At 56.7% G+C, this 22,336-nt stretch carries 16 protein-coding genes; 5 read left to right on the forward strand and 11 right to left on the reverse strand.

The window, feature by feature from the left end; genetic code table 11:
* Positions 1–578 precede the first annotated feature (578 nt).
* On the forward strand, positions 579–803 hold the full coding sequence (csrA, locus tag FHS27_RS21745) for a carbon storage regulator CsrA (RefSeq protein ID WP_009099827.1): 225 nt from the start codon (positions 579–581) through the stop codon (positions 801–803).
* A 74-nt stretch (positions 804–877) separates the two neighbouring features.
* On the opposite strand, the gene FHS27_RS21750 is transcribed toward csrA, so the two are convergent.
* The gene (locus tag FHS27_RS21750; protein ID WP_184306967.1) at positions 878–4,021 is read right to left on the reverse strand and encodes an anaerobic glycerol-3-phosphate dehydrogenase subunit C; all 3,144 of its coding nucleotides are present in this window, start codon (positions 4,019–4,021) and stop codon (positions 878–880) included.
* Between the two features lie 222 nt (positions 4,022–4,243).
* On the opposite strand from FHS27_RS21750, the gene FHS27_RS21755 reads away from it, so the two are divergent.
* The gene (locus tag FHS27_RS21755) at positions 4,244–4,456 is read left to right on the forward strand and encodes a hypothetical protein (protein ID WP_184306969.1); all 213 of its coding nucleotides are present in this window, start codon (positions 4,244–4,246) and stop codon (positions 4,454–4,456) included.
* Positions 4,457–4,461: 5 nt separating this feature from the next.
* The gene (locus FHS27_RS21760; RefSeq protein WP_184306971.1) at positions 4,462–5,169 is read left to right on the forward strand and encodes an ABC transporter permease; all 708 of its coding nucleotides are present in this window, start codon (positions 4,462–4,464) and stop codon (positions 5,167–5,169) included.
* Positions 5,170–5,184: 15 nt separating this feature from the next.
* Here the strand turns inward: FHS27_RS21760 and FHS27_RS21765 are convergent, their stop codons facing one another.
* The 5 genes from FHS27_RS21765 to FHS27_RS21785 all read right to left on the reverse strand — a co-directional run bounded on the left by FHS27_RS21765 (position 5,185) and on the right by FHS27_RS21785 (position 11,611).
* Positions 5,185–5,685, reverse strand: a complete 501-nt coding sequence (locus FHS27_RS21765) for a hypothetical protein (protein ID WP_184306973.1) — start codon at positions 5,683–5,685, stop codon at positions 5,185–5,187.
* Positions 5,682–6,851, reverse strand: coding sequence for a hypothetical protein (locus FHS27_RS21770; protein WP_184306975.1), 1,170 nt, complete (start codon positions 6,849–6,851; stop codon positions 5,682–5,684). Before FHS27_RS21770 ends, FHS27_RS21765 begins: the two co-directional genes overlap by 4 nt.
* Before the next feature lie 18 nt (positions 6,852–6,869).
* Complete coding sequence (locus FHS27_RS21775; RefSeq protein WP_008674900.1) at positions 6,870–7,151, reverse strand: DNA-directed RNA polymerase subunit alpha C-terminal domain-containing protein; 282 nt, start codon at positions 7,149–7,151, stop codon at positions 6,870–6,872.
* A gap of 142 nt (positions 7,152–7,293) precedes the next feature.
* The gene (locus FHS27_RS21780; RefSeq protein ID WP_184306977.1) at positions 7,294–8,100 is read right to left on the reverse strand and encodes a lipoate--protein ligase family protein; all 807 of its coding nucleotides are present in this window, start codon (positions 8,098–8,100) and stop codon (positions 7,294–7,296) included.
* Positions 8,081–11,611, reverse strand: a complete 3,531-nt coding sequence (locus FHS27_RS21785) for an FtsX-like permease family protein (RefSeq protein WP_184306979.1) — start codon at positions 11,609–11,611, stop codon at positions 8,081–8,083. The genes FHS27_RS21780 and FHS27_RS21785 overlap by 20 nt, the downstream gene beginning before the upstream one ends.
* Positions 11,612–11,879: 268 nt before the next feature.
* Here FHS27_RS21785 and FHS27_RS21790 point away from each other — a divergent pair, with 268 nt between their 5' ends.
* Positions 11,880–13,781, forward strand: coding sequence for a TolC family protein (locus FHS27_RS21790; protein WP_184306981.1), 1,902 nt, complete (start codon positions 11,880–11,882; stop codon positions 13,779–13,781).
* Positions 13,782–13,856: 75 nt separating this feature from the next.
* Here the strand turns inward: FHS27_RS21790 and FHS27_RS21795 are convergent, their stop codons facing one another.
* From FHS27_RS21795 to FHS27_RS21805, 3 genes are read right to left on the reverse strand one after another with little or no spacing between them, the layout of a single operon-like run.
* Entirely contained in the window at positions 13,857–14,594 is a 738-nt protein-coding gene (locus tag FHS27_RS21795) for a response regulator (RefSeq protein WP_184306983.1), read from the reverse strand.
* Positions 14,595–14,606: 12 nt separating this feature from the next.
* Entirely contained in the window at positions 14,607–15,836 is a 1,230-nt protein-coding gene (locus FHS27_RS21800) for a two-component system sensor histidine kinase NtrB (protein WP_184306985.1), read from the reverse strand.
* Positions 15,833–17,284: an ATP-binding protein gene (locus tag FHS27_RS21805; protein WP_184306987.1), complete on the reverse strand. Its 1,452-nt coding sequence runs from the start codon at positions 17,282–17,284 to the stop codon at positions 15,833–15,835. Before FHS27_RS21805 ends, FHS27_RS21800 begins: the two co-directional genes overlap by 4 nt.
* A 656-nt stretch (positions 17,285–17,940) precedes the next feature.
* Here FHS27_RS21805 and FHS27_RS21810 point away from each other — a divergent pair.
* Positions 17,941–19,437 (forward strand): sigma-54-dependent transcriptional regulator, encoded by a 1,497-nt coding sequence (locus FHS27_RS21810; protein WP_184306989.1) that lies wholly within the window; start codon positions 17,941–17,943, stop codon positions 19,435–19,437.
* 79 nt (positions 19,438–19,516) lie between these two features.
* Here the strand turns inward: FHS27_RS21810 and FHS27_RS21815 are convergent, their stop codons facing one another.
* Together FHS27_RS21815 and FHS27_RS21820 are read right to left on the reverse strand one after the other, a co-directional pair.
* Positions 19,517–20,692, reverse strand: a complete 1,176-nt coding sequence (locus tag FHS27_RS21815) for an ABC transporter permease (RefSeq protein WP_184306991.1) — start codon at positions 20,690–20,692, stop codon at positions 19,517–19,519.
* Between the two features lie 40 nt (positions 20,693–20,732).
* Positions 20,733–22,256: an MFS transporter gene (locus FHS27_RS21820; protein WP_246420514.1), complete on the reverse strand. Its 1,524-nt coding sequence runs from the start codon at positions 22,254–22,256 to the stop codon at positions 20,733–20,735.
* Positions 22,257–22,336: the final 80 nt, after the last annotated feature.

Raw genomic sequence — 22,336 nt, forward strand, 5'->3', positions numbered from 1 at the left:
CCGATCTTGCCGATCTCCGCGTGGATAATCGCGGATCCAACGCACAACGTGCTCGTCGTTGTTTCGTTAGTTGACGGATCGCATTCGCGGTTGTTCATTCCATCACGTCAGCCACGACGTGCTGCCGATTGTGTCACCAATCGCAACGAAAGGCACGGCCTGAGTCAGCAACGCACGCCGACGCACAGTGCGTTTCTTGTGTGCGTGATCTGGTCGCATGCGTGATCCGGCTGCCTCACGGGGGCCCTGCATCGTCGGCTCTTTGCGCTGACATCGGCGGCAATCGGCCGTCCACACAATCTTCGCGATTTTTTGGCAATCTGCTCGCTAATAGTGCGAACCCGCACGACCGGTAAGTGTGGACCTTCTAGGCGGATCTTGGACAAAACGATGTCGTCGCGACGATCACTCTTTTAGCGAGGCGGAGTCGACATCGTGTTGACTCCACTTTAGAGACCTCGTTCGATTGTTGCGATGGAATGCAGATCACGGCACGGATTGCCGAACCGAACGCATCAAGATTCCAACCAATTTGGTCCCACTGATTCTCCCTCCAGAAATATCAAACCGAGGACATTATGCTCGTCCTTTCCCGACACCGCGACGAAAGCATCATGATTGGTGATGACGTGGTTGTGACGATTGTCGACATTCGCGGCGATAAAGTTCGCCTTGGCATCGAGGCACCGCAAGCGATTCCGGTGCACCGCCAGGAGGTGTACGACGCGATTCAACGTGAAAATCGTCGTGCATCGCAAACCGGTGCTGGCGCGACCAAAGACGTCCGCCCACCACAATCATAGCGGCCGCTGCCTTCGCGTTCCTCACCGACCCCGTGTTTCCAATGAAATCACGTCATGGGTGACAAAGAGGTCCGCTATGAGGCAGGCGACTCACCGCGAAGAACGGGGCGAGGCATTCGACCGTATGCGTGTGCGAGCAATTTCAACGGGTGAACGGCGGAGTAATTCCCACCGTGTTCCATCTGTAATTTGCAAGCGCTGCACTCGGTAGCCGGGGCCGCGTTGCTCGCACGGCGGACGGCTGAAATCATCGGCCATCCGATCCGGAGACTGTTGCGATAATTTTTTCGCTGGAGCCCCCAGGTCCCCGCCATTCCGCTGCATCCCTTGCCGACGGTCTCGACTTCGAGCCCAGGAATCAATCGCATCAATTTCGCCGCAGACGACTCACGGTCGAGCACCCGACTGTGACAAGGTTGATGGTAGATCATTGAGTGATCGATCCGCTGGAACTCAAGTTCGAGACGATCTTCCTCATGCAGCGACCACAGGTACTCGCACGCTTCGTGTGAATGCCGCGCGACGAGGTGTGCGTCTTCGCTGTCGAGCAAATTCGGGTACTCGTGTTTCAGACATAACGCCGCAGCGGGCTCGGTAGCCAACACGGTGTAACCCTGTCGAACCGCGTCGGCGAGAATCCGAACGTTGCGTCTCGCGACCCGTCGGGCTCCCTTCAAATCGCCGCCCGTGATGCGTCCCATGCCACTGAGCCCCTGTCCCGGCGGCACATAAAAACCGATTCGGTTGTGCTGCAGAATCTCAGCCAACGCACGCCCGATCTCGGGATCGTGATAGTTCGCGAAGTGATCCACGAAGTACACCACTTTCAGCCCACCATGCGGTGATGATTTGTGCCAACGGCGACGTGTCGCGTATCGCACAAACGTCTCGTTGGTCAACTTAGGGATGTCACGAGCTGCCGATAAACCGAACAGGCTCTCACTCAACCATCGCATCGATCGCCGACGCAGCAGAAAATTGGACAGCCACGCCACACGAGATCCCATTGCGGCGACCATATCGAGCCGCCCCACCAACCAATCCGACAACGACATGCCATTGGTGGCAACGTACTGAGCCTTGATCTCACCGACCACTTTGGGAATATCAACGGACGCTGGACATTCAACACGACACGAATGGCAATTGAAGCACAAATCGGCGACAGCCTTGGCTCGCTCACTCGTTAGCTCGTTGACGTTTAACTCGCCACTGAGCACTCCACGCAAAAGATTGGCTTTGGCACGTGGTGACGCCTCTTCCACTGCCGAAATTCGAAACATCGGACATTGTCGTTCATCATCGCTGTGAGAGCGACAACGTCCACAACCGTTGCATTGACGCGTGGTATTCGTGATCGGCGAACTGCCCGGCCACTGTTGCAACACTTCGAGTTGCGGCGGCGGTTCGTGCGGCAACAACGACGCGACCAATTTCGACGCCGCGGACTCGGCCAACCGCTTTTCCGGTTCCTCCTCGACGCTGTCAGTCGCCGTCGACGTGAGCGGGGATGGATCTAGCGCCGCGTTGGAGCCACTAATCGCTGTCGGATCATCGCCGCGGCGAAGCGGCAACACGCTCCGTCCCGCTTCGACAATCTCAATGGTGTGGTTGAGCGGCCGCAGGTTTTCATCAGGCTTCTGCAAGACCGCGCCAAAGAGTTTGCCCGCGTTGAAGCGATGCTGTGGATCAAACAGTCTTTTGACCTGCCCCATCGCCGGCCACAAGTCGCCAAACTGCGTCGGCATGAGAAACGATCGGCTCAACCCCGCGGCGTGTTCGACACCGATCTGTCCACCCTCACGCCATACGACTTCCGCGATCGATTCACTCAGCGGACGGACTCGACGACGGTCTTCCTCTTTCGCTAAATCCAACATCGGTCGCACATGCAATTGACCGTGACCGGCGTGGGCGAACACCGTCGCGGTCGTTTGAAACCGCTTCAACACGTCTTGAACCGCAACCAACATTTGCGGCAACGTTTCCGGTGGCGAGTAGATGTCTTCGACGAAGGGTAAGGGCATCGCCCGCCCGGGAACGCGATATTGTCTTTGAATCACTCGGCGAAACAAAATCCAGAACAGATCTCGCAGTTGATTCTGTACGGTGTCTTGGGACGCGAACGCGGCATCCGGCCCCGTCGCCAACGTTTGTCGCAAGATTCCGAGACGATGGTAAAGGTCGCCGAGCGATTCGCCCTGAATCTCGACCAACATGCCCGCCTCGGCTTCTCGCGGAACCAAGTCCGCGAATCGCTTTTCACCTTCCCTCGCAATCTGCAACAACCTGCGGTCCATCACATCACACGCGATCGGGCCATGATCCAGCGCCGCAACGGCCGCACGCATTGCAGAATCCAACCGCCGAAAGAATAACAACACCACGCCGCGATGAGCCGGGATGAGTTCAGTACGAACGGTGGCGTCAACCATCACCCCCAGCGTCCCCTGCGTCCCGGCATAAAAACGAGCTAAGTCGACAACGTCCGATGAGTCAATGAAGTCATCAAGTCGGTATCCGTTACTCGCCGGCGATCGAAACGAATGCGATTTTAAAACATCCGCAAATTGGTTCCGAATCTCACGCAGCCCTCGCGCCACACGATTGCGATACGCGATCCCACCTTCGCCACCCGCCTCCATAGGCGACTGCATGTATTCTTCGGGCGAGTGTTGAGAAAACTCGACCAACTCGCCGCTCGCGTTAATCACACGGACCGATTCCACGGTATCGCGAGCCGAGCCGCTGCGCAGAAAATGGCTCCCAGAGGCATTGGTCGCGATCACACCGCCCATCGTGGTGATCGCTCTTGTCGCTGGATCCGGGCCATACCACCGCCCCGAATGCGCCAACAACCGATTCACGCTCGCGAGAGTCGCACCACTTTGCACCGTGACCGTCGCGCCGTCCTCGTGCAACGAAACGCGTCGCAAATGACAAGACATATCGAGCACGATTCCCGGACCGAGCGATTCGCCGGCAACACCACTGCCGCTGCCACGCGGGTGAATCGTGAGCCCATGATCGCCAGCATAAAGCACCGTCGCGGAAATATCCGCAGCCGATCGCGGCCGCACCACCGCGAGAGGACGAATCTGATAAACGCTCGCATCGGACGCGTAGAGCTGCAGCGACACGTCATCGCACAACACCTCCCCGTCGACTAAGCCGCGGAGGTCATCGTGCAATCGTTGTCGATCGAGATCAGTGCGCATTGCGTTTATTACGGCTCAAACGGGCCTACTTCGTCAAGGAGTCTGACTCTCACCGTCAGAGCGACAGGTGGAACCAGAGGGACACACGTCGCCCCGTTCTGCCGCGTCATTGTAACCGCTTCCGCCCCCCAGCTTTCATCAACGATGACGAGATTACCGGGATCCTCCTCGGACATAGACACCCTATCAGACCAGGGTTATCGTTGTTCCTCCTGAGCCATCATGAAATCGCCGCCGAAGACGATTCCAAACGAATTCATCATCGCTCCCGATAACCTACGCCTCTGCCGCCGAATCAGGTCGATGGGCGTCACCGATTTTTCGCGTCAAACGATCTCGCGTGTGGCGTGGGTCCCGTCGAATGTGGACGACTCGCTACATCAACATATGCATCACCTCGGCACGCCTCCCGACTCAGTCACCTCACACGAATAGTTTCAATGGCTGACCCTATTTCACTCCCGCGTCTCGCCATAGCACTGGTGCCCGTTGTGGGTTTGTTGTTCTGGCTGTTCTACGAGGGGCATCCCATCGTGACGTCGCTGCAGGGCCTCGCGCGGATGCTGATCCAATTGTCGTTGGTCGGTTACGTGCTCGTGTTTCTGTTTGAGTCCGACCGGGCGTGGGTCAGTCTCACGACGCTCAGTGTGATGATGTTAGCGGCGTCCGCGATCGCGATCCGCACTTCCGACACTCGCCCCTGGCGACGCTATTTGCAAGTACTCACATCAATCATCCTCGGCGGTGGTTTCACACTCGCGGTGATCACCGTCGGCGTTCTCAACGTGGATCCGTGGTACAACCCACGGGTCCTGATTCCGTTGGCGGGAATGACATTCTCGAATTGCATGAACGCACTTTCGCTCGCGATCGAGCGTCTCGATGGCTCCAAAGAAACCAACGGCGATCCGGAGCACGCGGTGCGGGTGGCACTGATCCCGATCACGAACAGCCTCTACGCCGTCGGAGTCGTTTCAATCCCCGGAATGATGACCGGCCAAGTCTTGGCGGGCGTATCGCCTTTGATCGCGGCACGATACCAAATCATGATCATGTGCCTGACCTTCTCTTCAGCCGGGCTGTCGCTATTGATCTTCATGCGACTGCAGCGGCACACCACCAAGCCAGCAGAACAAACGACGGCGTGAAACCAAACGAAGTTTCTAGTTCGCTGAATTACCCTGACGATCGCGCCAACGACGAATCACCGACGGCAATCTCCGGTGCAGCGGTGTTTTGACCGAAGGTTCGATGCAGGGCAAATCGATTCGGCTCGAATTCGCCAAGGCCTCGGGATCAGGTTTGCGGGCGACCATGTAGAACGGATGCTCGGCAACGGCTTCTCGTCCCTCTTCGACAAAGACCCGAACGCGAATTCCCCACTGAATACTCAACAGGTGACCGCGATAGCTCAGTGGCGACGGAGGCAACCGGCAGTGGATGGGCTGGCTATCGACCATCCCCAAACGTCGCAATTGGGCGCCGTCGTAACGGCGGAAGTAATGCACACTGAGGTCTTCGTCGCCCTTGCCCTCGGTATACCAGAGGACTGAAACCTCAACGCTGCTCAATTCCTCGATGCTCACCCGACTAACACGCCAGTTCGCACGCAAGAATCCACCTGCCGAATAGGTCGCATCGTCACGACACAACGTCACATTCACCGCGGGCTGTTTGGCGGAACCATTAGCGGCGGATGGACGACGAGCGGGAAACTTCGGCAGAACGATGGCCAAGGGCGGGCTTCTCCTGAGACAATCAATCGCCACCTCACCGAATTATTCGTCGCACTAAACGAATGCATCACATTAGCGGGCAGCTCGAACTCTAATTGTTGCTCCCAGGGGGTCTGCGGGTCAACACGAACAGGCCCTTCGGCAAGCAATTCTTTGGAAAGTGCGACGTGTTGATCAGATCGGACGTCCGTTCCCTGCCGGAAAAACGACTCCTCTTCGCAAACCAGCACAACCCGCAAAGTCCGCAATCGCATCCGGCCCATCTGAAGTATGAAAAGTTGATACGCGCCGCCGGGCTCGAGCGGATGATCGCTAATCTCGACGACCGTTGGCCCCACGCCCGCAATCTGACGAACCTGCCGAAGAAAGGATTTCAGTGCCCAAACCGCGACGCCCGAAAAGGGCACCAACAACATAGCCAGAACGGGGCGCGGACGACCGTACCACCAACCCGAGACCGCAACGGCCAACAGCACCACGCAAACCGAATTCCAAATCAACGCCAAAGACGCCGCCCCGAAAACCGCCCATCGCCCCGTCGATACCGAAGCGAGTCGATACCGGAGACGCTCGCCCAAACTCTCGTCGAGCGCCGGACCACGCGGGACCGCGGGCAAACTCGGATACTCATCGGAGGCTTTCGGATCGCCCTCGACATTATCCGCGGCCGACTCGTCGTCTGGCCCCGTTGCGGGAGGAGCGGCCGCATTCCAGCGTGAAAGCCGCCCCTTTTGTGCAGAAATTCGCTCCTGACTGAATCCGAGGTGCATCAGCCGGTACCCGAGCCCGAACGCACCCGAACCGATCGCGGCTACCGAAATGATCGCCACGATCCATCGACCCCAGTGGTGGCCGCCGCCACGAGCCAGATCGGAATCCAGCACCACGCGGGCCTCCTCGGGCAATTCAATGCCGATCCCGGGGACCATCCACTGAGCGACCAAAACCAGCGTGAAGATAAAGACGCCGGCGAAAATGAGTCCCAGGTAAAACGCTAGCTCACCGAGAACACCACGAAACGGTCCCGTACGCAGCCGCCGTCCGAGCTTCTTGCTCCAAGGACGCCACTGCCAGACTGATCGAGACCGTCGCACGTAGGAAAAGCCAAACTCTTAATGGGCTTTGGAAGTCACGACTTGACGACCAGGACGGAAAAACCCGAGTTGCTCTAACGCGTCGTACACCTCGTCCAACGTCTTCTCGCCAAAGTTACTGATTTTCAGCAAACGGCGGGGCGTTGCGTTGAGCAAATCTCGAACGGTCAAAATACCGGTTTCTTCGAGACAGTTGGTCGTCCTGACCGACAATCCCATCTCGGCGATGCTGAGATCGAGCCGCTCGCGACGCAAACGGGCTTCTTCTTCGGCCTGACTCAGCGGAATTCGCGTCTTCATATGAATCCTTCCATTTTGATTTGATGGTGAAGCTGCAATTCGTAAACAAAACGCTCGTTATGAACATTCCGTTCGTTGTGCGTGAATCCACAAAGAATACTGTTTCTCGGGATTCCAGCAATGGGCAAAAAGCGGCGGGCTATCATCTTCGCTCATGCCAACCCGGATCGCTATATCGCGTTCGCATTAATTCGTCCGCAATCGCCTCAATTTTCGCTGCCACGGTCGTGTCTTCCTCTCCTGAACCGCCGACCAGAGACAACCCATTTACCCCAAACTGCCTCGCCAGCGAATCAATCAACCTTGGTTCGTCCAAACCAACGTTGCAAATGAAATCACGATGATCACGTCCACGGCGATACTCAGGTTGGCGAGGCGCGAACGCAAGACATTCTGCGATCAAATCTAAATCCGCATCGAGCAACAACGTGCCGTGGTAAAGCAGATGATGTCGGGCAACCCGCAAACTGTTCCCAGAGAACTTTCGCGTTTTCCAAATCAGATCACAGGTACCGGCGCGATCCGCATCGGGTAGTTGAGCTTGTACCGCCGCGAGCACCCGTTGCATCACGTAGTCATGGGCTACGTCAATCTTTCGCAGCCCGCCATCGGCAGGCACTCGCACCACAACGCTGTACATCAGACACCCCGGCCCACCGACCACCGAAGCCCCTCCGGTGCAACGCCTTAACACATCGATTTGACGTTCGGCACACCACTGGCGATCGACCTCTTCATTGATCCGCGAACTGCGACCCAAGATCACCGTCGGCTCACCAAATCTCCAAACCCGGAACAACTCCGTCGCCAACGGCGCACAAGGATCTGCGGCCTCGGCTTTTGCCCCCGCGTGTTCGGACTCCGCAACCGAATCGGCCCATTGCAACATGGCTTCGTCCCGCGCCAGTTCACGACGCGAGGGAGCCGATTCAAAGTTCAATCGCAGCATGTTCGGCCCTTAAGGATTCGAGCAGCGGCAAGGTCATTACTCGCCATACCGCGATCATTCCGGCGAGCATTCCGAAAACCAAAATGCCCACCAAGATCCACAACGGTTCGGCAATCGGCACCGAATTCCCCGTCATCCACGCGTACGGCAACACCGCCACAATGGCCGTAACCACGCCACATCCCATTCCCATCAACAGCAAGTAAAAATTTTCACCGAGAACCAATTTTGCTAACCGCGAATGGGTGAAACCGACCGCCTGCATAACGGCTAATTCGTTGCGTCGTTCCAGCACGCTTCGCAATTGCGAGACCGCCAAACCGATCGTCCCCAGCAACAAACCCAGTGCACCGAGACTCTGGAAAGTACGCAGGTAGGTGTTCTGAACCGCTAGCAAGTTTTCGAGAACCTGAGTCGCCGACTTCACATCCATCCCGACATCCACCAAACGTGACTCCATCGCGTCAGAGATCGCCTCCGCCTCAACATCATCGCCTCGCCGGATCAGAAAATATCGATAGCCACTCTCATCGGGAAAAACGGTTTCGAAGTTACGTTCGCCGATCAACAGTTTGCCCTGCAAAATCGACCCCGCTAGCAATCCCACAACTTCAAACGTTAACTCTTTCCCTGAACCATAATCGAACGTTTTCGTTTGACCAATTCCTCCGGTCATCTGCAAACTCCACATCGCCGTATTTTGGTCAATGACCACGGGAATAGGATTATCGGGTGTCCCCTTTCCGTTTCGCTCGAGCAGGCTCCACGTTTCAGATCGATCGGGTGCCGCAGATGACGCCCACCCGAATCGGTTCAGCGGGCTCGCATCGATACCGCCCGACGGCAACGCCACGTCCGCGGACACACCGAGAACGGTCGGCCGAGCCGACTGATACAGGTTGTTACAACTCGCGTCATCGCCCGACAACATTCGAAAGGCAACCATCGTCGCCCCGTCAAGAACGTCCGCCTCCCGGCCGAGCAGTTCATCTCGAACGATCTTGTCGTTCAGGTCTCTGGCGATCGGACTGCCGGCTTCGGCAATCAAATCGAACCCACCGGTGCCTTCCTCGGTGGGCGACATACGAAACGCAGTGATTGAAAGAATCAAGAACGCGGCCGTCGCAACCAAACCGATCGTCAACGTACTTCGCAGCGGACTGCGTCTTGCGTTCGCCGTAGCCAACGTTCGCAGCGAGGGCTTCATCGTCGCACGCTTTCCTAATCGTGAATGAATCCACAACAACGAAGCGATTAACAACAACATCCCGCCACCGACAAATCCGCCTGCCGCTTCCTGAGCACCGCCCCGTGACCCCAAACCCGCCGCCGCGATCGCCGCAATCAACAGAACACCGATCGTCAGTGGACGCCAACGAGCCTTGCCTTTCTTGCCCGCGGGGTCGTTCCGTTTCTCGTCAGCCAACGACATCCGCCGCCCACCGAGCAACGCCGCTGGGTTCAGTTTCAAAAGAAACCGCAGCGTCCACATCGCGGTCGCCATGCTGGCCAACCAACCCGACAGTCCACCGATCACGATCGACATCGGCGACGCGTGAAAACGCAAAAACGGAACCGTCACCGCCCCGACCCACCATGACCTCAGGGCCCACAAGACGAACGCCGCGTACGCGATGCCACCGATCACTCCGAGGATCACGCCCACCGACGCCGTGATTACCGTTTCGCCCAACACCAACGCCATCACCCGTCGCGGCGAAAACCCGACCGCGAGCAGCGTGCCAAATTCATCGATCCGCTGCCGAACTCCCAACCGCAATAAAATAGCGATCAACATCATCGCCGCCAAAATCACAAACATCGACAACGCCAAGAACAATCCATCAAACGGCGTTGTCCCCTTTGAAGCGGCGAGTTGTTCGCTCCGGATCGAACGCGGTGTCCAGCCAAGATCACTGCGAATCGGTTCGATTGCAGCCAAAATTCTTTTCTCAACCTCCTCAACATCGTACTTCGGATCGATCCGCAGCCCCGTGGTTTGTCCAAACCGGCTGCCGAATTTGGCACGACCATCGGCCAACGGAATAAACGCTTTAGGAGTTAAGCGGTGTTCGTTCCAATAGTCATCGTCAGCACGGTCGATGCGTCGTTCCAACTGAAACGGCAAATCCCAATCACTGATCGATTCTTGGTCGGTCACGCCGGGGACATCGGGCGTCAAGTTCGGATCGTTGTACGGTGTTTCGGGCTGATCGTAGACCGCGTCGCGGTTGCGGCGGTACGGTTTCGCGGGACGAGTGATTGGCACCACCTGAGTCACCACCGCGTCGAATGATTTTTCGATCTCTTTACCACGTTCCACTTCGGGTTCGTAGAAGTAAACACGCACCGGCGAACCCACCTTCACTTTCAATCGATCCGCGGCCCAATCGTTCAAAACCACCGGAATCGCGTTGCCTGCGACAGCGTCTGCATCCGCTGACCCACTGGGCAACGTGTAATCAAGGTTCAACGTGCCACCGGAATCGATAGCGGCAATCGTGCTATAAGGGACACTCACCTTCTGACTCGAGTCGACCGGTTCATCCGCGTCGATCGACTCGATCGCGTTGGCGAGATAGGTCATGACCGGAGTAACGTCGCCGTCGGGGAACGCCGCGACGATACGATCGACCGCTTTTTCAGGTAACAACAGGCTATCACTCGTCAGTGACACATAACGGTTCGCGTCGCCGATTTGGATCCGTTGCAGATTCCACCCGAGTGCCATCAAATTCAATGTCAGGTCAGATTCCGTGAGCGGGCGATCCAACAACATCGCGTTGGCTTGACCTTCTCGCTCGAGCACTTCAGCCACCAATCCGCGTGACACAAAAACTGTCTTCGGCGTCGATTGGCTGGCCATCAACGAAAACCGACCGAGCCCCCGATCAGGCACAATCGCGGCCACCTCCATCCGAGGCAACCCTTCACTCTGAATCTCGCGTTTTCCCAACGGGCTGTCTGCCGGAACCGCGCCCTCGACAGGCAACCGCAACGTGACCTCATCGCCGATATCGACACGAAGCTCGTCTGCCGCGGACTGGTTGAGCACCACGCTGTTTTCACCGGGCATCGCCTCGGGACGCACGCCCGACGTATCGAAATCCCAGAACGAGTCATCCACCCCAACGATCTGAATTCCACCAACGCGGCGTGTCCGCTGCGTGTTCTCGGTCTCGTCTGAATCCACCGGGATCTTGGTCTCGATGCTCCCACCAGGAAACAGGATCACATTGGCCGTCGTCGCGTCATCGTCTCCCGCGGGCAACTCAACACTCGCGATCGGGAAAAAGGCTCCGGGGGCTAAAACCGTTTCGATCCGCCCGAGCCGTTCGACCGTCAACTCCCGCAAACTGCCTCGCATGGAATCGCCGACCAACAGCGCACCGGTGATCACCGCCGTCGCCGTGGCCACTCCCAATGCGACCGCAAAGCTCACCGCTCGGCGATGGCGCAACGTCGCCATGATCATCGAAAACAATGAAAATGACTTGGACGAGTTGCCCATCAAAGTTCCTGGTTTGCGTGTCGGGTCATAACGGTTGCGAGCCTCCACGGAGGGGCAATGGACGGCAACTGTACAAAACGTCGATCAACGATGAGTACGCTTGCGTTTCTAGTTTGTCGGTTTTTCACTTCACTGTCCACGCGTGACAAATCAGTCCACGTCCACCTACGGAATTTCGAAAACTCACCGCTCGCCCGCACGCGGCGGCGAGTCGGTGACCGTATGTCCGCACCCAAAAGACCGAACAATTTCTGGTAGAAGTCACCCCATGTGGCAGATGCCGATCGCGGCGATTGTGTTGCTTTCTGCCTGCGTCACACTGATCGGTTGCCGATCGAGTTCGCGAGACAACGAGGCCGTCAACAGAGAAAAACAAGTCATCCTTCAAGCTCCCGTCGTGACTCAAGCTTCGCTGCTCCCGCCGATCCAATCCCCGCCCCCGCAATCCTCCACTCCCTCCTCCCCACATCCTCAAACGGCCCAATCGCTTCACGACACGAATCGGCTGCTGCAAATGGTGTCGCTCCCGATCAATCGCACGCCATCGGACACCCTAATCAGCGACGGCGGTGGTGATCTCGCGGATGAGGTACGCCACTGCGGAGTCGCGCCGAGCCGTTTTCGCGACCTCACGCAAGCGGAACTGATCGCCCTCGCGATGCAGCACAGCGAAGTGATCCGCGCGCTCGGGGTTCGCGTCCTCAACTCTCCCGCATCGGTGACCACCACGTATGATCCGGCCATCCGGGCCAGCGATCCGTTCTTTGGACCGGCCGCGGCACTGGCCGAGTTCGACAGCCAAGTCGCATCGAGCCTGACGGCCCAAAACAACGACCGAGTGTTCAACAATTCGACGCTTGGAGGCGACGTCCAGGAACTCGTTCAAGACTACGTCGAGCTGAATTCGACTTGGCAAAAACGAAATGTCTGGGGGACGCAATTCGACGCCCGCTCGGTCTACACCTACGATTCGAATAACCGTTCAGGCAATCGCTTTCCGAGCTACTGGGAAAGCCAAATCGAGTTCGGCGTTCGTCAACCGCTGCTGCGTGGTGCGGGCAAGCAATTCAATTTGATCGCGGGCCCTAATGCTCGTCCCGGCTTCAATTTCTCAAACGGGATTTGGATCGCCCGTATCAATACGCAAATCAGTCAAACCGATTTCGACATCGCACTACGAGATTACTTTCTCGATCTCTACACCGCCTACTGGGAATTACATCGTCAGTACGCGGCGTACGATGCCGCAGTCGAAGCGAGAGACGTCGCCTACGATATTTGGCAGACCGTCCTCTCAAAGAAACGTTCCGGATTGATGGGTGGCGAGGCATACAAGGAAGCACAAAGCCGCGCGACGTATTATCGCTACACGCGAGAAGTCCAAACCGCACTCGGAGGCGGCGATGGTTCGGCAGGGCTGTACAGCGCCGAACGAACACTCCGCCGATTGATCGGTCTTTCGCCGACCAGCCTGGAACTGCTGCGTCCGATCGATCCGCCCGCCGAAGTTCGGTTTCAATACGACTTGCAAACGTCCGTGTCCAAAGCGTTGTTCCGCCGCAGCGAACTGTGTCGTCAAAGACTCGAACTACAAAACCGCAACCTTCGACTGTTGGCGGCGAAAAACTTCATGCTTCCGCGGCTCGACTTGATCGGCCGCACAAGGGTTCGCGGGTTCGGAAATGACCTCGACGGTGACGGCCCTCGGTTCGCCTCAGCCACCGACGACTTGCTGTCGCTCGATCACCAGGAGTGGCAATTCGGAGTCGAGATGGGCGTATCGCCACAACGCCGACAAGCCAAAGCCGCGATACGCAATGCATCACTGCAACTCCAACGCGAACGTTCTATGCTACGCGAACAGGAACGAGCCGTTGCGTTCGAAGTCGAAGAGGCGATCGCCGAAATCCAATCCGCATTCCTGACCATGCAAAGTTCGATCGCGAGAGTCGACGCAGCCCAACAACGGCTCGCGTCCTCCGAAGCGTTATACAGGTCCGGCAAAATCCAGTTGGAATTCCTGATCGACGCAACCGAGGAAGTCGTCCAATCGAAAACACAACTCGCCGTGGATCGCAGCCGATACAGCCTCGCGTTGGTCAGAATCAGCCGTACGACCGGAACCCTGCTATCGGACCTCGGCGTGCATTCGTCGCCGTGCTGCCCCTAAACGCAACCGACACTCCGTTCGGCAAAAGTCTCGTTTGAAAGTAGACCTGTTAACAAAGACCAGCGACGACCGCAATTAACCGTTCCCGTTAACTCCTGTCCGGCATCGATCCAGTAGTTGCAAGAGTTGATCCATATCGACAGGCTTGTAGCAAAGGCCCTCAATCTGTTCGGTGATATCTTCGGCGCGATCACGGCTTCCCGTGACGACCAGCAGCTTCGCATCGGGACGGACACGCTTGACGATTTCGATAACATGTCGTCCATCCCCATCGTTGAGTCGCAAATCCACGATCGCGGCTTGATAAGGCGATTGCCCGGCCTTCTCAACACCTTCCGCTTCGGTGTGGGCTACATTGACACGATAATCATGCCCCTGCAACGTTTGCCAAACGTTATCACAAAAGGCCTCGTCGTCGTCGACGACCAAGATAATTGGCCACCGGCTAACCTCGTCAATCAACGGCAGTAAAGCCTGCAGATCGAGCGGCTTGGGAAGCACACGCCACGTTCCCGCATCCCGTGCTTGATCGGTTCCGTCGCTACCCGCGTGAGCCGTTATCATGATCGCGATCAGATCGGGACGAACCTGCCGTATCTCTCGATACAATTCGACACCGTTCATCCCAGGCATCATGTAATCGAGCAATGCGATGTCGTAACGTTGACGATGAACCAACTCCAACGCCTCCTTACCGTCCGCTGCCGTATCGACATCGTATCCGAGGTTTTCAAGGATATCGCAAATATTCGATCTTATGTCCGCGTCGTCATCAACGACGAGAATGCGAGTGGAATCTGACTTCGAGGGCATTATCGGTCACCATCAATGTTGTGTGTTATCAGTATTGTCTTCTTCGGCGATCGGCAACACGATGCAGAACCGCGTTCCTTTCCCGAGAGTGCTTTCGACAGCAATCGTGCCGTTGTTTTTTTCAACAATCGTTTTGGTAATGGCGAGTCCCAGCCCCATCCCGCGGGCTTTCGTCGAGAAGAACGGTTCCATGATTCGGCTTAGTCGTTCCGAATCGATTCCACTGCCAGTGTCCGCGATCGTGACGGACATCTTCTTTGAATTCCCAATGGCACGTGTTTTCTTTGAATTTTCTGCCACCGCGTTGGGTTCGGTTTGGGTATTCCCATCCGCGTCGATGATTTCAGCGTCGAGTGTCAATCGACCTCCACTGGGCATCGCGTCACGGGCGTTGCGAATCAGATTTTGAAACGCAATCGGCACTTGATTCTGGTCCGCGAAAACGGGCGGAAGTGAATCGGCGACGCGATTATCAATTTGAATCGAGTCTCCTAGCGACGACGCTTCGATCGCTGCATCTATCATCTCTTTCAACGGGCAGGGCATGCACTGCGGAGCGGGCATCCGAACCACGTCCGTCAACGCCGAGATCACGTTGTCAATCACCGACACCTGCCGATCGATGCGTTGCAAATGCTCGGTGAGTTTCTCAGGACTGAGCGATCGAGCGTGCTGAAGAAAATAAGCGGACGTTTTGACGGCGTTGAGGGGGTTTCGAATTTCATGAGCGATCCCTCCGGCGACTTGGCCGAGCGTTGCGAGCTTTTCTTTCTTAACTAATTCCGATTGTGCCTCTCGCAGTTGCTCTGTTCGCTCCTCAACGCGTTGTTCCAATACTGCGTTAATGGCGGCTAAATCATTTTGAGCTTTCTTCAAATCGGTGATGTCTCGCAGGATCCCCGTAAACAACACCTCCCCGTCGTATTTCAACTCGCTGACGGCCAGGTGCAGTGGGAAGACGGTGCCGTTTTTCCGTCTACCGTTCACCTCCCGGCCGATACCGATAATGTTTCGCTGACCACCGCTTCGATACTTCGATAGATAGCCGTCATGGCGTTCGTGATCCGGCGACGGCATTAACATCGAAACATTTTTACCGATCACCTCCGCCTCGCTGAATCCAAACATTCGCTCCATCGCCGCATTCACGATTCGAATGATGCCGACGGAGTCCATGACAATGATTGCGTCAACGGCGGTGTTTAACAGTGCGGCCAGAACGGCTTCTTGCTGGTTTTTCATGAGGTTCGCAAAGTGAGTGGCAAGCGCAATTCAAACACAGCACCGCCTAGCTGTTTCTGTTTCACAACCCGAATCGTACCATGATGGGCCTCAATAATTCGAGCGACGATCGACATGCCCAATCCGGTGCCCGTACTCTTTGTCGTGTAGAAAGGCTCAAAGATCTTCTCACGTTGTTCGATATTCAAACCGGGACCATTGTCGGACAACAGAATGCGGACGAAGTCTGTTCCGATCCGCTGGCACTCTATCTGAATGCGTACGGGGTCTTCGGTCGCCGCCAAAGAGTTCTCCATTAGGTTTCGAAACACCTGCTCGAGACGCAGCACATCAAGACGCATCCGACACCCTTCGCCGTCGAGGACCTCGGTCAGTTCGGCATCGCGTCCATCCCGCGAAACCGCGAGATGCCTCCATACCCGCCGCCATATCTCCGGAAGACTCGTTTCCTCCAGTTGCAAATGAATCGGCGCCGCGAAAGAGCGAACTTCTTCGAGAAGGTTGTTCAAATCGTGAGTCGCTCGCTGGATCGAATCCACGTCTCGACGAGCCTCGGGACGATCATCCAGTTCGAGTTCGAGCATCTCTAACCCCGCCTGAATCCGCTGCAGCGCGTTGCGGCTCTCGTGAGCCAAACCGGTGATCGTGTGGCCAATTGTGGCCAACCGTTCCGACCGCAGCGCCCGTTCCTGCGCGGCCAACAAATCGGTTACATCGACCCCCACCGCAAGCACCGCGTACGTGTCGGCCTGATCATCCTTCAACGTTGTATTGGACCATCGTATCTGTCGCTCGTGCCCGTCGCGTGTCAGAATCGGGTGAATGCTACCGCTGGTGTCGATATCCTGTTTCGTATCGAGAAACACCTCTCGGATCGTCGCTCGATCTCGTGATGGCAGACAGACGTCAAACCAATCCTTCCCTAAACAGTCGGACAGTTTCCATCCCGAGATACGTTCGAAATACGGATTAAAACGCATGATTTTGCCGTCCAAGTTGAGCACCAAGACGACGGCTTCGGCCGTTTCAAGAATCTCATCGGCAAACTGCTGTTCCCTCACCAACTCGCCTTCGATCTGCCGGCGTTTCGCGATTCTCGCCACACTCTTACGAAGAACCTCAGGGTTGATCGGTTTGAGAATGTAGTCCACCGCGCCTTCTCGGAACGCTGCAATCGTACTTTCCATGTCCGCGTAACCTGTGATGACAATGACTTCGGCGTCCGGGGCCAGCCCGTGCAATTCGGGCAAGAAATCGTCCGCCGATCCATCGGGCAGATGACGATCGAGCAAAATCAATCCGACCTGATCATCCACAACGACTTCCCGGGCCATCGCCATGGAGGGTGCGACCAACACTCGATGCCCGTCAATTTCCAAAATGTCTCGCAGGTTGCCACGAGTGTCGGGGTCATCCTCGACCAACAGGATCGTTAGTTCGTACTCCATCGTGCCTGCTAAGTTCTTCCCGGGGGGTTCCGCGTCACGCCCGGTGGCCCGCTGCCATTGGACCTCTCACGGACTGAATGTTCCTTGTCCCACATCACGATCGGATTCGGATGCCTCGTCGCGATGCACGCGTTGTGCCTTCCCGATGGACCTCATTGTCAACCACGTCGTTGGGCCGATCCCGATGTCTCCGAAGCCCCCGATATACCGTGTCGTTTCGGCAAAAAAGCATGGTTCGCCCCAATTCAATCGAGACCACAAGAGGCTCAAATTTCTCAGTGTGAGAAAAACCGCACACCTACCATCGGTGTGCGGGGAGGCAAAACCGTGCGATAATGCACGCACGTTCTCCTGGGTACGTTCAAGACCGATTGTCTCAACCAAAATGTTCAACGGCAATGGGCTCTCGGTGAAACGCCCCACAGACGTGAAAACAAGGACGAAATGCGGCGACCGACATCGAAATGACCTACAAAATGCTCCCTCGCACCGTCCCCCAGTCAATTTAGCGGAACAGACTTCGCTCTATGCAACGACCAGCGACGCCTGCGCAGCGAGCGATGACACTGCACAGCGAGCGGCGGCAATGGATGTCGCACACCGCTCTGACGTCCGATCACCCGCCTCATCGCCCTTTCTGAAGCCTGCTCTCACAGATGTCCGAAAAACCCATCAAATTGTTGCTCGTTGAAGACGAACACGATTTCCGAGAAACCTGCGCGCGATGGATGCAGCGTAAGGGACACAACGTGACCGCGGTCTCGAGCGGTGCCGAAGCCCTCGGATTGTGCGAACAAGAAGTTTTTGAAGTCGCCGTTTTCGATATGAACATGCCCGGCATGTCAGGCATGGAATTATTGCAGCGGGTTCACCAAGCCAAGATCGAGATGGAGGTGATCATCCTCACCGGCCAGGGCACGATCGAGTCCGCGGTTTCGGCAATGAAACTCGGCGCGTGCGACTACCTGACCAAACCCTGTGCCCTCGGCGACCTCGAACACCACTGCCAACTCGCCCGTGACCTCGGGCGACTTCGCAAAGAAAACCGACAACTCAAAGCGGTCATCTCCCGCGATCGACCTCGCGTTCCACTGATCGGCAAATCGCCCGCGATGAGCGAAGTGACTCGCATGATCGAGAAGATTGGCCCCACCGATAAGCCGGTCTTGCTGCAAGGCGAAAGCGGCACGGGCAAAGAAGTCATCGCACGATCGATCCAACAATCCAGCCGTCTTCGCGACCAACCTTTCGTGACGATCAACTGCGCCGCGCTACCCGAACAACTCGTTGAGAGCGAACTGTTCGGGCACACGAAAGGTTCTTTCACCGGAGCCACCGCTGACAAACCCGGACTGTTCGAAATTGCCGATGGCGGAACACTCTTCATCGACGAAGTCGGCGAACTCCCGTTGACGCTGCAACCCAAACTTCTGCGAGTCCTCGAAGACGGCTCGATGCGACGGATCGGCTCGCACAAAGAGCTTCACGTCAATGTTCGAATTATCGCCGCGACCAACCGTGACCTGTCAATCGAAGTCCGTGAAGGCCACTTTCGCGAAGACCTTTTCTACCGAATCAATGTCCTGTCATTGCATCTGCCACCGCTGCGAGATCGCGTCGGTGACGTTGATGAGTTGATACGACACTACTTGACGCCACCATGGCACATCGACGACGCCGCTCATCACGCCCTCGTCCAATACCAATGGCCGGGCAACGTTCGACAACTAATCAACGTCTTGCAACGTGCGATGATTCTCGCTGACAGCAACGACATCACGCTCGACGACCTTCCCGAAGAAATTGTAACCGGCTTTGACGGATCACTGCCCAGCCCCATGCGACAGCACGCCCCCGTTGGCCCCACGTACGCCGCACCATCATCCAACGGTCACGCACCCGCGGCAGCCCACCCCGTCAGCGCGGAACCAGCCAACGTCAAGCTCGATGACATCGCTCGCGCCCACGTGATGGACGTGCTCGCCCAAGAAAACGGCAACAAGGCTCGCACCGCCCGGCGACTGGGCATCCATCGACGCAAACTCTACCGTTTACTCGAACGCTTCGAAGCCAACGCTAACACGGAAGCCAATGCCGAAGCCGAAACAAATCACTCCGAAGTGGAAGGCAACACTCACTTCGGACAACATTGACCGCCGACGCAATGACGCCCCCCAAAACGTGCTCGAGCATCTAACGACGATAGCTACCGTTGCGGCAAAACGAGAGACTCTAGCCTTGGTGGCGGAGCGCTTCGGTGGGATGCAGCCGGGTTGCCCGGTACGCCGGCAAGAGTGCTCCGACGACACCGATTCCGAGACCGATCATCGCACCGCGCACCCACACCGACATCGCGATCGATGGTTGAAGTACGCCTGCGGCCGACTCTGTTGAAGATAAAATCGACAGCAAAACCGCCGCACCGATCCCGCCGATCAGCGTCGCTAACAGCGATAGGATCACCGATTCCAACATCACGATCATGGCGACTCGGCGAGTAGGCCATCCGATCGCTCTCAACACGCCAATCTCTCCGGTACGTTCGAGCACACTCGTCATCATCGTGTTCAGCGTCCCAATAGCTCCGACGAGTAGCGCGATTGCCGACGTCATCCACGCCATCGAACCTGCCATTTGCATGCGACGGTCGGTATCGACAAATTCATCCGTGGGCAGGGCGAGCAGTTTGGGATCGATCGCCTCCAAACGCTTAACCACTAAGTCGACCTCTTCGCGTTCGACGGTCTCATCAAGCACGACGTTGATATACGTCAATTGCCCTTCCCGCCCCGTCAAACGCTGCAGTGCGGACAAGGGCAAAATCATCGCGCCGTTTTCCCAGATGCTGCCACTCTGGAACGTTCCGCCGACGCGAAACGGCTCGTCAAATAACATCACCTCGTCGCCGACCTTCGACTCCATTCGATCGGCAAGATTCTGCCCCAGATAGATCGTTTCGGCCTCTTCGTCACCTTCAGGCGACGCAGGATTCAACTCCATCTCCACAACCTTCGAAGCCGAATCCACGTGTGGTTCGAGCCCGTAGTCTGCGAACAGCCAACTGTCCGTACGCAACCCCATCGCGGGAATGCCGTAAATCTGCTGGTCTTCGATCGACAACGTTTCGAGCAAGACCCCCGCGGCACGGGCCACCCCGTCGACGGTCGAAATCCTCTGCGGGAAATCATCCGCCAACGAGCTACTGAGCCGGTCGGCGGAGCCCTGCCGCGAAACAACGAGGTCGACTTGGTGGGATTCATACACCCCACGAAACGAATCCGCGAAACCGTCTGCCACCCCGACCAGTGCCATGACGGAACCGATCGCGGTGGCGAGTGCTGCGAGCGTCAGAAAGGTCCGGAAGGGACGCCTCAGTAAACTCTTCAAAACGAATCCAAGGAAAGTCAAAACCGCTCGCTAGGTTCGTGGGAACGTGGTGCAGGAAGAGCTAAACGGCGCCGATGGCTTCGCTCTCTTCCACAATCTCTTCATCAATATGCTTAGGCTTTTTGAACGCCACGAGCAGAATGAGATACAACAACGCCATCGTCAACGGCACTAACGCCGTCACCCGTAACGCCATCCGACTACCGTACAAGGTTGCTCCGGCAACCGGTTCGGCGTCCACCTCGGCAAATTCCTTGTTGGCCTGCCACCAATCATATTGCTTACGAGGCTCATCGAATTTCTCGGTTGCCCACGCTTCGCCTGCGATTTCTCGTTCGCTTTCGATCGCCTCACCGTTGTCACCGAGCATCCCGGCGGCCGCTCCATCAATCCCCGTGATTGGCGGGAAGAACAGAAACTGGTTTTCGTTGGGTGCTTTGACGCGTGCGAAAGTCTCCGGTGCGACTTCTTGCAGTTGATTGGATGCAAAATAATCCTGCTTGTAACCAATCCCGGGACCACCGAGAGCTCCCGCCGAGAGCATTCCAACGCACCCCATGACGGCCATCCCGATCGTCGCACTTTGCGGATAACGCTCACCGAGAACACCGAGCATCGTTGGCCACAGGAACGTTTTACCAACGGCGTAGACGGTTGCAGCAAAGAACATGAAGTAAACGTTGGTACCGGTGCTGATCAGATACAAACCGAGTGCACCAATCAGGGCACTTACCAACAACAGCCCCAATGACGAAATGCGGTGCACGATCGGCCCGGCAAAGAAACGCAAGACAGTCATCAACAACGACGTGTAGATAAACAACGCGGTGCCGAGCGTCGCACTGCTCAAAATGCTAGCGGTAATTTTGTTGATCCACGAGTCGGTACCCAACTCGACGTAACCAACACAAGCATGTGCAACCAACAGGATCAAGAAGAAAGGCCCGATCAGACGCTGGATCATGCCACCGTACGACGTCGCTCCTTGCTCCGCAGCCGTCTTCGGGAACGTCTCAAACGCAATGATGAATCCGTAAATTGCCACCGGCACCAGGAACGTCGCCATCAAGATCTCCCAGGCGACGAGCCCCTTGGCGAACACGATCAAACCGCCGATGACCAAACCAGCCGGCCAACCCGAGTGCAGAATATTGAGGTAGTGCGTCTTCGCTTCGGGAAACAGATCCGCAGTCAACGGGTTGATCACACCCTCACAAATCCCATTACCAATGGCGAAGATAAACATCGACCAATACAACAGCGCATACACCGCTTCTTTACCGCTGGCGTTAAACACGGGCGTCGCCGCGAACAACATCGCCGCCGAAATCACGTGGCAAACCAACGCGATCAACATTAGCCGTTTGTAACCGATCGTATCGATCAAGAATCCGGCAAACAAAATCACCGCACCAAAACCCACCAAACCACCACCGGTGATTTGACCGAGTTCGGTCATCGTGAATCCATATTGCGCGGACCATATTTCTAACAACCCGCCCCGCACCGCGAATCCGATCCCGGCCGCAATGAGAGTGAGTATTCCGGCAACAAGCAGCTTCTTTCGATTTTCCATAACGTCCATCGGATCAAGGGTGTGGGAGGGTGGGTGGGGTGATGAGATAGCAGTTGCCAGCGAACTGGACTGTGGCGACTCTCTCATCG

This window comes from Aporhodopirellula rubra, assembly GCF_014192335.1.
GTDB lineage: Bacteria > Planctomycetota > Planctomycetia > Pirellulales > Pirellulaceae > Rhodopirellula > Rhodopirellula rubra.

Coding starts and splice junctions, on each gene's coding strand:
- csrA (WP_009099827.1), top strand. CDS start 579: ATGCTCGTCCTTTCCCGACACCGCGACGAAAGCATCATGATTGGTGAT.
- FHS27_RS21750 (WP_184306967.1), bottom strand. CDS start 4,021: ATGCGCACTGATCTCGATCGACAACGATTGCACGATGACCTCCGCGGC.
- FHS27_RS21755 (WP_184306969.1), top strand. CDS start 4,244: ATGAAATCGCCGCCGAAGACGATTCCAAACGAATTCATCATCGCTCCC.
- FHS27_RS21760 (WP_184306971.1), top strand. CDS start 4,462: ATGGCTGACCCTATTTCACTCCCGCGTCTCGCCATAGCACTGGTGCCC.
- FHS27_RS21775 (WP_008674900.1), bottom strand. CDS start 7,151: ATGAAGACGCGAATTCCGCTGAGTCAGGCCGAAGAAGAAGCCCGTTTG.
- FHS27_RS21780 (WP_184306977.1), bottom strand. CDS start 8,100: ATGCTGCGATTGAACTTTGAATCGGCTCCCTCGCGTCGTGAACTGGCG.
- FHS27_RS21785 (WP_184306979.1), bottom strand. CDS start 11,611: ATGGGCAACTCGTCCAAGTCATTTTCATTGTTTTCGATGATCATGGCG.
- FHS27_RS21790 (WP_184306981.1), top strand. CDS start 11,880: ATGTGGCAGATGCCGATCGCGGCGATTGTGTTGCTTTCTGCCTGCGTC.
- FHS27_RS21795 (WP_184306983.1), bottom strand. CDS start 14,594: ATGCCCTCGAAGTCAGATTCCACTCGCATTCTCGTCGTTGATGACGAC.
- FHS27_RS21800 (WP_184306985.1), bottom strand. CDS start 15,836: ATGAAAAACCAGCAAGAAGCCGTTCTGGCCGCACTGTTAAACACCGCC.
- FHS27_RS21805 (WP_184306987.1), bottom strand. CDS start 17,284: ATGGAGTACGAACTAACGATCCTGTTGGTCGAGGATGACCCCGACACT.
- FHS27_RS21810 (WP_184306989.1), top strand. CDS start 17,941: ATGTCCGAAAAACCCATCAAATTGTTGCTCGTTGAAGACGAACACGAT.
- FHS27_RS21820 (WP_246420514.1), bottom strand. CDS start 22,256: ATGGACGTTATGGAAAATCGAAAGAAGCTGCTTGTTGCCGGAATACTC.